The following is a 13140-nucleotide window of genomic DNA, read 5'->3' on the forward strand; positions in this document are numbered from 1 at the left end:
ACAAAACTAAGAAATAGGAGCACTTACCTAAACAGGTTACAAAAACAGTCGATATAATAATAGTAAATTTTACCTTTCATCCTTTTTTAATAGCGTAATTTTATATACATAGGAGATGATATTGTGAATAAAGAATCGGAAAAGAAGCCCATGGGTTGGTTCAAAGGTGTTTTATCAAATCAAAATCAACCGAAACCACTTAGTGAAGAGGTGCAGGATTCAACTGTATCGGTGGAAGAAAAGAAAGAGATGAACGAGGTAGAGCCTAAACAAACAGAGGGATCGAACGATAAACAGCTATTTTCCAAGGATAACCAAGACAAAGTATCGCTAGATTTAATCGTTTCTGTCGAAAACATGCTGAAGGACCGTGAATTAATTCTTTATAAAAATAAAGGGCTTAAGGATCAATTACATACAGCCAATGATACGATTAATCGTTATAAGCATGACCAGATGAAAAAAGATCAACTTATACAAAGTAAAAATAAGGAAATTCGTGAATTAGAAACAACCCTTACAAATAAACAAATGAATTATGATCAAATTCTTGAGGACTATCAGGAGTTTCAAAGTACCTCTAATAGTCAGTACGAGAAACTCTCAAACGACCTTGAAAAAGAAATAAATAAATACAACAAACTAAATGAAGAATCTACCAATGCGGAATACCAAAACATGTTAAAAATCAAAGAACTTGAAGAAAAAGTTAGAAACCTAGAACTAGAAAATCAGGAGTACATGGAACGATATGAAAAACTTCAAGATGAAAAAGCCGAGTTAATGCAAAACATTAATGATTTTACTGAGCGAATGTCCTTTTCTTTCTCGCCGAAGAAAACAACTACAGATAATTCACTGAAAGCCGATAATTCATCAGAGTGACAGAGATGACTTTTTGCAGTAACTTCTTGAGAAAGGAGACAACCATGCCAGTCGAATACCTAAAACTAATTGAACTATTAGACATAGAGCAAACACCAGAAAAATCTATATTACGAATACGGTTATCCTTTGAGGGAAATGTTGAATTACGATGGGAAATTGACAATTTTACGGCTTCCAATTTACAGGACATAGCTGAACCTAATCAATCTTATCAATACAGATTATCTTTTCAAATCTCATGGGACCCTATTAAAAAGCGGTATGTTAGTTATTTATCAAGAACATATCTTGATCATAGTGATAGAGTTTATTTTCAATGCTCCGAAGAATATAAAAAAGCATTAAACGCCATTCAATCTATTCAATCAATAAAAAGTATTGATTCACTATCTTTCTTATCTTTTAATCTATTAAAAAATGATGAAACAGAGCTAGAATCGGAACAAAAGCAAGAAATCGTAGTGCACAATCAATATGATCGCAAATTTTCATGGATGGCTGTTACATTTGTAAGCGTCCTTTCTCTTATTCTATTTAGTTTTTCAGTTCATGCTAGAAATTCAGTGTCTAATGAGGAAGTAATAGCGAATGCGGAAACCCAGGATAATGAATTTAATATAAACATAAAAGAAAATATGGATCTACCATTAGCTAACTCAGAAAAGGTTGCTTCTAAACAGCCTATCGATGAGACTAGTATTCCTTATGTCGAACTAACAGATGAAGTAACATACAGTATTCCAGATGGAAACGTTGCGCTTACATTCGATGATGGACCTTCCATATATTCAAAAGAGATTGTCGATATTTTAAAGAAATATCAGGCCGGTGGTACATTCTTCTATATCGGACTTAATGTTGAAAAATATCCTAGCTATGTCGAGTATGTAAGTTCAAATGGCTATTCTATTGGAACTCATTCGATGAACCATGTGGATTTGTCAGAACTCTCCTCTGACAAACAGCATCAAGAACATGTACAAGTAACCAGATTAATAGAAGATATATTGGGGGAGGAGGTAAACCTTTTTAGACCACCTTTTGGAAAGATGAATCAACTAACAATAGATTTAATCAACAAACACCAAGACAAAATGGTACTTTGGAATCGAGACCCGAAAGATTGGAAAAGTCATAATCCAGATGAAATATTTAATTACATACAAAATTCAAACGTATCCGGTTCAATTATCCTACTTCACGAATCGCAAGCTGTTGTCGACGCGTTGCCACAGATACTTGAGCATTTACAGGAGCAAGGTTTACAAGTGGTGAGTTTAAAATGACAAAGAAGGTTTTAAAAAGGAGTTATGAATCAAATTGAGCAGGAAAAAACGAAATAATAGAACCTTGACATTTACCATCTTGGCAAATGACGCTAATAAGGTTGTTACTCGATTGCACATACCACGAATAGGCATTTACGGAATAACAGTATTTTCTATAATCCCTATCATCCTCTTATTTTACTTTATTAACGAAAATATTGAGCAACAGCAAGAGAAGAATCGCCTAACTGCTGATTTAAATATACAAACTAATAAAGTAGATAGCTTACAAGCGAAAGTTGATAATATGGAGCAAGATAACGCTGAAGTACATAATAAGTTAGAGGAACTAAACGAATTAGAATCCCAATTAAAAGAATCACTGTCTGAACTTCCCGATAGTTTGGGACCAATCGGGGGATTGGATATAAATGCATCCGCAGATAAGATGGAACAAAGTAATCTAATTAATCAATATAAAGAAACAATAGCTCAGATGGAACAAACTAACAAGGAATTAAAACACATTCCAACTATCTGGCCAGCCGCATCCTATAGTATTTCATCTAATTTTGGCATACGCAGTGACCCATTTAATAATTCCTCTTCATTCCACGCTGGAATTGATATAAAAGGAAATACCGGTACTCCTGTCTATTCCAGTGCAGATGGGACAATAATTCTCGCTGAGGACTATGGAGGCTATGGAAACACAATTAAAATTAGACATTCCAATATGTACGTTACTCTGTATGCACATCTATCTGAAATAAAAGTTAAACAAGGTGATTCGGTGAAAAAGGGAGAAAACATTGGTTCGATAGGAAGTACAGGAAGAAGTACAGGTCCCCATCTGCATTATGAAATTATAAAAAATGGAGAACCGATTGATCCACATCCATTTATGAATATATATAAAGATATCAATCCATAACATCTACGAGAGAAAGGAAACTATTTATGAAATTAAAAGAAAGAAAAGATAAGATAATTGATACAATCATTGGACAAGGAACCGTAATTGAAGGAAAGATTAATCATCCATCAAGTCTGCGAATTGATGGGAAAGTTTATGGTGAAGTTGAATGTACTGGAGATATATACATCGGTAAAGACGGCTATGTTGAACCGATGATAAAAGGGAAAAATATTTACATTGCTGGAGAGGTCAAGGGGGAATTGTTTACTACTGAAAAACTGCATGTACAAGCAAGTGGTAAGTTATCAGGAAGCGCAACGACCAAAGGAATGATTATTGACGACGGTGGCGTATTTAACGGAGATAGTAAGGTAGTAGAAAATGATAACAAATCCGTTGGTAAAAAGAAATACAATTCCAATGAAAAGGTTGAGTCAAAATAAGCACTTCTATACCATTGGATTTTAAACCCTTTATGAAAAATCTAATATGAGTAAAAGTCATACAAACAATGGGGGTTACTTGGTCCGGGACTGGTAGGGCACGCTACAAGGGGAAAAAAATGGACTTCAGCCAAATGCTGAATGATTGTGGGCTATTCAGGTGCCTGTCACTTCCCGGTTTTTGTCGTTTATTGTCGAAAGAAAGTAGAGGCTATTTATTTATGGTGATTTTAAAAATAAAAAAATGCCTTTCAAAAGGAAAATCCTCTTGTAAAGGCCTCTACAAATCGTCCTGCTGAACCAGGTTATCTATATGTCTAACTTATTATCTATTAGTCTATTCATTCTAAAAATCATTCTTTTGAATGTCAGAAGTGTTTCCCTATGGCAGAATACTTCCCCTTTAGTTCTCCTTTGGCAATAACTTAATTTTAATTTTTTGCTATAGCAGATTCCTTCAAGCTAGGTCGATCTATACGAAAGATAGAAATGTCATGGTCGGTTTCTCCTGAAATAGCCAGTTGGGATAAAATCTCTCCAACAACACTGGCAAACTTGAATCCATGCCCTGAGAAACCTGCAGCAATGGAAATATGGGGATGTTCTGGATGCTTATCAATAATAAAGTGCTCATCAGGAGTTCGTGTATACATACAAATGACCCCTTTCTTCAAGTCACCTGATGCTTCCGGCATAAATTGATCTAAGAACTCACGTATATGTCCTTCATCATTTTCACTAGATCCAAAATCACGATTTAATGTATCTGGATCGATTGCATCGATATATTCATGCCTTCCAACTTTTACTCCACATCCTCCAAATGTTGGGAATCCATAATAGATTGCCCTTGAACTGCCATTTGGAACTTCAACCATAAACGTTGGGAACGCTTTTGCATCAAACAAGGCTTCATTCGCTTCAAACCAGGCAACAGGCTGACGAGATGGAACAAGTGGCAAATTAAGACCAAGTTGGGAAGCCAATTTTCCATTCCAGGAACCAGCACTAAGAATTAGCTTATCTCCAGTAAAGGTACCATTTTTGGTATTGATCTTCACCGAATCATCATACGTCTCAATATGTTGGACCGGGTCATTCATGGAAAAATCAGCACCATGAAATTCAGCCAATTCTCGATAAGCCTGAATACAGTTTTCACTAAACAAAAACCCTGAATCCGGCTCGTAAAATGCATCGTAGTCATCTGGAACGGTTAAGCCAGGAAACCGCTCCATTAGCTCTGCACCAGTTAAACGTTCCACATTCAAGTTGTATTCTTTAGCACTTTCGATTGCCTCATCAATGAATGGGGCATTCCCTTTTTGGCCAAAACCAATGGCACCGCTTTGCACAAATATCTTATGGTGTGTCTCTTTTTCCAATTCATCCCACAATACCTGTGAACGAAGGGCCAGAGGAACATATTCTCGTCCTTCTCCATATGCATGACGAATAATTCGGGTTTCACCGTAATGGCTTCCTTGGTCATGTGGCGGATTAAAGGCATCTACTAGTAACACTTTTACTCCTTGTCTAGCTAAATAATAACCAGCTGCCATTCCCATTGAACCAGCACCAGCAACAATAACATCATAATGTTTCACCATCATAATCCTCCTCTTATTTTACTTTTACACAATTAAGCCTAATTAGGTAAGCGTTTTCATAACTGTTATTATTTCCCTACCTCACCCCATTCAGAAAGATATCCCTCGGCACCAATCGAATAGTGCTGAAAATTTAATAGCTTACCTTTATTATACGAGCGATTTATTTTCTTGTATAATGATGGGAAAAGATGTCTCCTATCAGTCTTACTGATTATCATTTTTAGTTTATAGAGACCTTATCCTAGCCTCTTTTTAGAGTTAAACTATTTTTAAAATTTAGCTTCCAGGTGATATTTAAATCTGTGGTTCTGTCGTTTGGTTGACATTTACCAAAGATTGGGACAGCGGTTACTCGTCCCACCGAAAAGGTTTGTTGCTTTTTGCAAGGAAACTATATTTCGCATTTGATATAAATCCGGACTAACATTAAGTTATATTGGAGCAAATCTACTACTGGAGCAGGAATCCTGATATATGAGCGCTCCTCTCCCTTTTATGAGCGAAAATGTTTATTTATGAGCGCTCCCCTCCCTTTTATGAGCGGAAATGTTTATTTATGAGCGCTCCCCTCCCTTTTATGAGCGGAAATGTTTATTTATGAGCGCTCCCCTCCCTTTTATGAGCGATAAAACTTATTTTTCAGTGGCCGAAGTTTATATAAATTCCTAACAACACCCTTTGCTTGATGCCTAGATCAAAGGCTGATAAATATCCTCCAATAGTTGATATAGTAAAATTATCGGTCGATACCATCTCCTAATCGTTGAAAAGTTCTGCCTTTTAGTTGATAACCTAAGAAAATACACCACTAGTAAACTAACTAAATGAGCACATAGAGAATGAAAACTATACAATGAAAAATGGCTCCAATCATGTTTTTTATGATTGGAACCATTTTAAAGTTATTTTGGATAAATATGTGCCGGATTCTTTTCTATAATTTCCATTTAACTGGATAAGCGCCAATACATCTATTTTCTAATAATATTATGTTCCGGACCGTACGGGAATTTGGTGATATTCTCAACCCCATCCTCAGATATAACAAGAATATCATGTTCACGATATCCACCTGCACCAGGCTGTCCCTCTGGAATCATAATCATTGGTTCCATCGAAATAACCATACCCGGTTCCAGAACCGTTTCTACATCCTCACGTAACTCCAAACCAGCTTCCCGACCATAATAATGACTAAGTACTCCGAAAGAATGCCCATAACCGAATGTACGATTTGGTAAAAGACCATGCTCCCGATAAATGTCATTTAGCTCAGCAGCAATATCCATACATCTAGCACCAGGTTTTATTAGCTCCTGCCCTCTTTCATGTACCTTTACATTTATTTCCCATAATTCCAATTCACGGTCAGTCACATCTTCAAAGAACAACGTGCGCTCAAGTGCTGTATAATAACCAGCAATCATTGGGAAAGTATTCAAACTTAAAATATCACCACGTTGTATTTTACGGGATGTTGCCCAGTTATGTGCTCCATCCGTGTTAATACCCGATTGAAACCAAACCCATGTGTCTCTCAATTCCGCATTTGGATAGGTCCGAGCAATTTCCCGTGTCATTGCTTGTGTCCCATGTAAAGCTACTTCATACTCTGGTACTCCCTCACCAATAGCTTCTACCACTGCAGCCCCACCAATATCAGCAATGCGCGCTCCATTTTTAATCAGTTCAATTTCTTCTTGGGATTTGATCATTCGCTGCTTCATCGTTACTTTAGACACATCTACTAGTTCGCTATTCGGAAAAGCATCCTGCACTTTTTGTTGCATTTCTAAAGTCAAATGATCATATTCCACACCAAGACGCTGAGGTGAAGATCCATTTAATACTTTTTGAACTGCGTATAAAAAGTTATCTTTATTCCAATCTGTATAAACAATGTTGTCACCGAAGCTGCGGCGCCATGGTTGACCAGCATCAATATTTGCACTAACCGTATAATGTTTATCCTCTGTTACCACAAGTGCATAGGATCTGCCAAATGTCGTATATAGAAAGTCACTATAATAATTAATATTGTGATAGGAAGTAAAAAGCACTGCATCGATTCCCATCTCCACCATGTTGCGGCGTAAAATTCGATTACGATTTTCCATTTCTCCCTTGGAAAAGGTTGGTTGTACCTTCTCCCCGTTATTAATTGTTTTTGTTCTTTCCAAATCAGTCATCTTTTGCATTTTTATATCCCCTTTCGTTTTTTCGATTTAACCCCTTGAGGGTATACGATAATCAATGATTTTGATAATCCTTTCCTCCCTTTCTTGCGGTGCAGATATATGAATGCGTTTTCAATTTTTAGTGGATAACTTAGCAAATGATCGGAAATGATTATCTAATTTTATTTTAATAGATAGACGCAATCATGTATAATAGCTAAAAATGATAGTAATTATCATTTTTAAAGATTTCCGGCAAACTGAAAGGCCTCCTACTAAAATAATAGATACTGCCAGGTTTTACATAGACTTCCCTTTAAGATGAACCTCTTAATAATTGTACTTGCTCTTTAGTTCTGTAACTCGAATAACTTTAAGTACTATATCGGAAAAGAATGATAATTAGTCCAAAATGATATGATTTTAAACCTCAACTACAGTAAATTCCTTCTTCAAAAATAAGACAATGTTGTTCGTAACATCTTCAACAATTAAACGACCTTTTTCAGCTGAACTTGACTTTCCAGTGTATAGGCAACCTGAAGACGGAATGAACGTTTTTGAAGGCGGAAACCTTTGATAAGTTGGTGGCTGATCAATGCCCTCGTCCGTAATGAGGTCTTCATGTACAAGTTCGGGTGCAAAATACATCATCATGGATGTTTCTGTAATTGCTGCATGTTCCATGGCCCACCCCTTAAATTCAACCTCATCAAATATTTTCGGCATCAGTTCAGGTGAAATGTTATCCCACCAATTAGATAATAAAATTTTAGGGTATTCTTCTTTTTGATTTCTTAATAAAAGATCGCAAGCTTCAGCTAGGAAGGCATCATTTTCATAATGGCCACTCATTAATAAAATATTTTTCCATCCATCTTCTATAAATTCTTTCAATACATCATAGACTAAGGAGGTTAAAGTAGTGCCATTTAAATCTACAGTACCAGGAAATAAAGGTCCGCCTCCACTAGCCGGTTGTGACTTATAGCCATACGTTATCGTTGGCGCAATAACTGCCTTTACTCTCCTTGCAATAGCGTGGCCATAATTTTCCGATATAATGGCATCCACCCCTAACGGCAAATGGGGGCCATGTTGTTCGGTAGACCCTATTGGCAAAATAAGAATATGGTCTTTTACCTTTGATTGATATTCCTGCCATGTCATGTTCCTTATTAGGTTATTTTTCATACATATCCATCTCCTTTTTATATGATTAATTTTGTTTATGAACCATTTCTTCTACACTCTTAGGATTAGCTGGTATTTCATGACGATCATCGACACCTAAAACATCGAATATTTTTTGGATAACAAAAACTAATACTATTCCTAATAATATACCATTTAAAGGCGGCAATCCAAATTCAAAAACAGAGCTTACATACGCACCAAGCGTTGCCAATATATATGCAATTAGATTTGAATAACGTACAAACCTAAATTTTATCTCCTCAATTCTCGGCATCCCTTTTCTCCAGTTAAACAGATAATCCCCAATAATTAACCCACCAAGAGATGGGACAAATACTCCCAAGAATGAAAGGAACGAAATAAATACTTCATATATACCTGTAACTGCCATAATAGAGGCGATAATAAGTCCGCCAATAACAAACGGAACTTTATTCGGCTTGTTAAAAAATTCAGCACCTGCAACACCAAAGGAATAGGCTGCAGTTGTATTTGTCGTCCATATATTGAAAATCAGGATGAGCATTGCCATCACAATGATTCCCATTCCCAATAATACCTCTACCATATCACTGTTCTGCATGACTAATCCACCTAACATTCCAGACATAGCCATTACGATATTACCTATCATAAACGCTAAAAAAGCTACAATAAAACCTGCTTTCGGAGTTTTTGCGAACCGGGCCCAGTTAGGTGCTTGGGTGCCTCCGGAAATAAAAGCCCCGATGACGATGGTAATAGCAGCTGCAAAGGAAATTGTTGTTGTAGGCTCTATTGCTAAAAGTTCACGAATTCCTCCTGCCTGTTCCACACTAACAGCGGGGATCTTATAAACTAAATACAGAAAAGGTGGGATAGAACAAAAAGCTACAAACTCCATCCCTTTCGTTCCCCATATAGCGAAGGCTCCCATAAAGAGTGACCAAAAAATCGTGACTGGGACAAAATACGCTTCCAATCCAAGAGCAGTTGTGAAGACTTTTCCCATATATGCAGCTTGAAATGCATACCAGAACACTTGCGTACCACCTAATATAATACCTGTCCATTTTGAGCCGACCTTCCCTAAAGTATAACGCGCCAGAAGTATTGTATTAAGCCCCGACTTTGCGGAAATCCAGCATAGCACTCCAACATAAGTAGAGAGGATTATATTTCCTATCAATAAAACTTTAATTAAATCTCCAAGCATCATGGATGTTCCTAGGCTAGCTCCGGCTGCCATCGTTGTGACAATAAAAGTAAATCCAAGTAAAACTGCAAATATGGAAACCCAGCCCTTTCTAGCACTTTTTGGCACATGAGTCAGCGTATAATCAACGTCCACATATTCTTTGGATACACTTCCCTCTAACCTATTCACCTCGTCATTTATGGCTACGTCTTTAGTTGCCATCATATCCTCTTTCATTATATTCACATCCTTAAACAGATTTTGGAAGCGTTAACAAAAGTGCCAATTCCCAATGTCCCTGCTTTGCCCACCACTCCCTTGTCTGTAGGTTTATTTAGCCAAATGATAGAAAGTCCGGTTTCATCCAAAATCAATACAACGATTTATTCGATCATCATTTGTTTCAGTCGGATCTTAGCGGCTGATTTACCGTTTCCTTTGTCCAAAAGAGGGATACAAAGGCAATTACGGCTGCACCCATTAGATAAAAAGCTGGTGCATATGTGTTATGTGTAATCGAAATCAGAAAAGTTGCTACGAACGGTGCAGTCCCACCAAAGAGGGCGTTACTAGTATTAAAGGATAGGGCAAAGCCACTATAGCGGGCATTTGTCGGAAACATTTCTGACAAAAAGGTAGCAAGTACCCCGTCATTTCCCGCCAATATTGCACCAAGCAGAATTTGCGCTAATATAGCGAATACGCCACCCCAAGAAAGCATCATAAAAATCGGATAGGTCAGTAAAATAAATAGTAAACATGCAGAAATTAATACAGGCTTTCTTCCTACTCTGTCGGCCAACATTCCTATTAACGGTAGGAACAACACATAAGATGCCAATGACAAGATTGTCGTCAAAATAGATGCAACACTGTTAAATCCTAATTCCTTAGAAAGATAAGTTGGCATATAAGTTAAAATAATGTAAAATCCAACAGCATTAAGGGAAACCACTCCAACTGCAGCTAAAATCTCTCTCCAATTTGTTTTAATTCCACTTAGCATAGGTGATTTTTCTTCCGTTTCCATCTCTTTTTCCATCTCTTTAAAGAGGTCTGGATCCTCTAGCTTCAAACGTATAAACAAGGCAAATAACCCAAGCGGACCCGATAAAAGAAATGGGATACGCCATCCCCAACTGTGTAATGCCTCATGCGACAGGTTAAACTCCAAAAGTGAGGCAGTAACAGCTCCAAGCAATAAGCCTGCTGCGGTACTAGCAGGTACCATACTAACTAAGAGTCCTCTATTCGAATCCGGAGCATGCTCGGCAATAAATACAGATGCACCAGCATATTCACCTGATGCAGAAAAACCTTGAGCAAGACGACAAATTAGGAGTAATAATGGAGCCAAAATACCAATTGACGCATAACTTGGAATCAACCCAATAGTAAATGTTGCAAGTGACATAATAATTACGGTAAGTATTAAAACTTTTCTTCTTCCCAATTTGTCCCCATAATAGCCCCAAATCACCCCTCCCAGAGGGCGTACGATAAAGGAAACAGCAAATACTGCAAATGTAGCCAATAACGCTACTGTCGGATTACTTGATGCAAAAAATACGGCAGATATAATAGTAGCCAAATAAGCATATGTTGCATAATCAAACCATTCAATAAAATTTCCAATTGCTGCACCGAATACCGTTTTCTTTAACCCTGTAACGGGATACTTCACGTCACTTCCAATCTTTTTTTCCAACACCATTTAGAAATAGCACCTCGCTTTATCCAGTTTGTTTTCTCGATAACGTTTACATTTTTAAGAATGTTTTTTCTTCCAGCAGGTCCCTCCTTTCAATCAAGCATAATGGGGAACATAATACTATATAAATTACTATTTTCCCTTAAAACTTTTTAACTATTTTAACTTGTTTAATATTTGAAAATATTATAAAATAAAACTGCTTTCATGTATAATGACTAGAAAAGATGGCTAATATCACGGAAACTGAATGGATATCGTTAAAAAATGGCAGCAACCAGTTTAGTTAGTTGAAGGAAGCTCATAAAGTGCTATTATTATGGAGGGGTGGAAATGGAAATTAAGGACTTGCTTATTTTTCAAAGTGTAGCTCGAAATGGTAGTATTAGTAAAGCAGCAGAGGAACTTTGTTATGTTCAATCACATGTAACTGCTCGAATCAAATCATTAGAATCACATTTGCAAACACAACTATTTCATCGCCATAGCCGAGGAACTACATTAAATTCGGAAGGAAAAAAACTCCTAGCCTACACTGAAAAAATTTTATTCATGCTGGATAATATGACCGAGGCATTTCAGGATTCGGACAGTCCTTCAGGCACCCTTGAAATTGGGACGGTTGAAACAGTAATGAAACTTCCAACGATTTTATCCGCCTATCACCGAAATTACCCCAAAGTTGATCTATCACTCCGAACGGGTGTCAGCGAGGAACTTATCGGTCAAGTTTTACAATGTAAGCTTGATGGTGCGTTCGTCACTGGTTTTGGTAAACACCCTGATATGGAGCAAGTGGAAGTTTTTCAAGAAAAGTTAGTATTAATTTCCGATAATCAGGAAGCTGATTTTAACGATTTAAAAAATAAACCCCTTTTGGTTTTCAATTCGGGTTGCAGTTACCGGGAACGACTAGTAGAATGGCTTCGTGATGAGGGAGTAATTAACCCGAAGGTCATGGAATTCGGCACATTGGAAACCATTTTGGGCAGTGTTATATCTGGTCTTGGGATTAGTCTTATCCCGCAATCAACCGTTAATAAATTAGAATTAATGGGAGCAATCCAGTGTCATGAAATCCCGCCTAATTACAGTAATATTTCAACCGTGTTTATTCGGCGCGCAGACTCCTATCTAACCAATACAATGGAAAAGTTCATTGAAACTATAAATGAATATAAAAATAATATCCACCGCCCGGCTATTGAACCCATTTTTAACGTTCTTTCATCGTAAGTAGTTTCCTGTATAAATTACTCAGGTAAGGTTCCATTATGACCAGTATACATTATGAGGTTTATTTCAACACATAGATTGAATGTTCAACAAAACATAATCGAGTAGGTGGAGGTCACTTACCTCCACCTCTCACACCACAGATAAGTATTTCACCTCTCCATGTCTTCACATCATTTACTTTATTTTCCCTTTAAGAGGTTGTTCAAAAAGTCCGGTGAAAAGGACACGTCGAATTTCTTCGTTGGCTCACTTTTCCGTTGCTCACGTATGGTAAGGAACTTCTACTAAAATCGCCCACGTCCTGTGGGCAACGTAGAAGTCACCACATCCTGTGGAAGCCCGCTACTCAAAGCTTCGCCGCCTCGAACTTCTCGGTCCTTTTCATCCTCCTTTTTGACCACGTACTTTAAAGACTTACTTTAATGTCTCAACTCTCAAAGGCAAAAAAAATTCAAATTAACACAAAAGAGATATCAAAAATAGAGATAGCAACCATCAATTTTAGTTA

The 13140-nt window shown here is 37.1% G+C and carries 10 protein-coding genes; 5 read left to right on the forward strand and 5 right to left on the reverse strand.

Annotated features, from left to right (window positions below; all coding sequences use genetic code 11):
* Nucleotides 1-123: 123 nt before the first annotated feature.
* From GMJ66_RS14585 to GMJ66_RS14600, 4 genes are read left to right on the forward strand one after another with little or no spacing between them, the layout of a single operon-like run.
* Nucleotides 124-885: a hypothetical protein gene (locus GMJ66_RS14585; RefSeq protein WP_156291051.1), complete on the forward strand. Its 762-nt coding sequence runs from the start codon at nucleotides 124-126 to the stop codon at nucleotides 883-885.
* 44 nt (nucleotides 886-929) lie between these two features.
* Nucleotides 930-2174, forward strand: a complete 1245-nt coding sequence (locus GMJ66_RS14590) for a polysaccharide deacetylase family protein (RefSeq protein ID WP_197046719.1) — start codon at nucleotides 930-932, stop codon at nucleotides 2172-2174.
* Between the two features lie 34 nt (nucleotides 2175-2208).
* Entirely contained in the window at nucleotides 2209-3090 is an 882-nt protein-coding gene (locus GMJ66_RS14595) for a peptidoglycan DD-metalloendopeptidase family protein (protein ID WP_156291053.1), read from the forward strand.
* A gap of 26 nt (nucleotides 3091-3116) precedes the next feature.
* Nucleotides 3117-3518, forward strand: a complete 402-nt coding sequence (locus GMJ66_RS14600) for a bactofilin family protein (RefSeq protein WP_156291054.1) — start codon at nucleotides 3117-3119, stop codon at nucleotides 3516-3518.
* Between the two features lie 431 nt (nucleotides 3519-3949).
* Here the strand turns inward: GMJ66_RS14600 and solA are convergent, their stop codons facing one another.
* The 5 genes from solA to GMJ66_RS14625 all read right to left on the reverse strand — a co-directional run bounded on the left by solA (nucleotide 3950) and on the right by GMJ66_RS14625 (nucleotide 11396).
* Entirely contained in the window at nucleotides 3950-5128 is a 1179-nt protein-coding gene (gene solA / locus GMJ66_RS14605) for an N-methyl-L-tryptophan oxidase (RefSeq protein WP_156291055.1), read from the reverse strand.
* Between the two features lie 974 nt (nucleotides 5129-6102).
* Nucleotides 6103-7329 (reverse strand): M24 family metallopeptidase, encoded by a 1227-nt coding sequence (locus GMJ66_RS14610; RefSeq protein ID WP_156291056.1) that lies wholly within the window; start codon nucleotides 7327-7329, stop codon nucleotides 6103-6105.
* 402 nt (nucleotides 7330-7731) lie between these two features.
* Nucleotides 7732-8502 carry a creatininase gene (locus GMJ66_RS14615; RefSeq protein WP_156291057.1) on the reverse strand — a complete coding sequence of 257 codons (771 nt, stop codon included), beginning with the start codon at nucleotides 8500-8502 and terminating at the stop codon, nucleotides 7732-7734.
* A gap of 25 nt (nucleotides 8503-8527) precedes the next feature.
* The gene (gene codB, locus GMJ66_RS14620) at nucleotides 8528-9919 is read right to left on the reverse strand and encodes a cytosine permease (protein ID WP_156291058.1); all 1392 of its coding nucleotides are present in this window, start codon (nucleotides 9917-9919) and stop codon (nucleotides 8528-8530) included.
* A gap of 166 nt (nucleotides 9920-10085) precedes the next feature.
* Nucleotides 10086-11396: an MFS transporter gene (locus GMJ66_RS14625; protein ID WP_156291059.1), complete on the reverse strand. Its 1311-nt coding sequence runs from the start codon at nucleotides 11394-11396 to the stop codon at nucleotides 10086-10088.
* A gap of 330 nt (nucleotides 11397-11726) precedes the next feature.
* Here GMJ66_RS14625 and GMJ66_RS14630 point away from each other — a divergent pair, with 330 nt between their 5' ends.
* Nucleotides 11727-12629, forward strand: a complete 903-nt coding sequence (locus tag GMJ66_RS14630; protein WP_156291060.1) for a LysR family transcriptional regulator — start codon at nucleotides 11727-11729, stop codon at nucleotides 12627-12629.
* Nucleotides 12630-13140: the final 511 nt, after the last annotated feature.

Origin of the sequence: Oceanobacillus salinisoli (assembly GCF_009733865.1) — a bacterium.
GTDB lineage: Bacteria > Bacillota > Bacilli > Bacillales > Amphibacillaceae > Oceanobacillus > Oceanobacillus salinisoli.

What these genes read in the sequence shown, in the direction of transcription:
- GMJ66_RS14630 (WP_156291060.1), top strand. Translation starts at nt 11,727, where the DNA reads ATGGAAATTAAGGACTTGCTTATTTTTCAAAGTGTAGCTCGAAATGGT.
- GMJ66_RS14610 (WP_156291056.1), bottom strand. Translation starts at nt 7,329, where the DNA reads ATGCAAAAGATGACTGATTTGGAAAGAACAAAAACAATTAATAACGGG.
- codB (WP_156291058.1), bottom strand. Translation starts at nt 9,919, where the DNA reads ATGAAAGAGGATATGATGGCAACTAAAGACGTAGCCATAAATGACGAG.
- solA (WP_156291055.1), bottom strand. Translation starts at nt 5,128, where the DNA reads ATGGTGAAACATTATGATGTTATTGTTGCTGGTGCTGGTTCAATGGGA.
- GMJ66_RS14615 (WP_156291057.1), bottom strand. Translation starts at nt 8,502, where the DNA reads ATGAAAAATAACCTAATAAGGAACATGACATGGCAGGAATATCAATCA.
- GMJ66_RS14590 (WP_197046719.1), top strand. Translation starts at nt 930, where the DNA reads ATGCCAGTCGAATACCTAAAACTAATTGAACTATTAGACATAGAGCAA.
- GMJ66_RS14625 (WP_156291059.1), bottom strand. Translation starts at nt 11,396, where the DNA reads ATGGTGTTGGAAAAAAAGATTGGAAGTGACGTGAAGTATCCCGTTACA.
- GMJ66_RS14600 (WP_156291054.1), top strand. Translation starts at nt 3,117, where the DNA reads ATGAAATTAAAAGAAAGAAAAGATAAGATAATTGATACAATCATTGGA.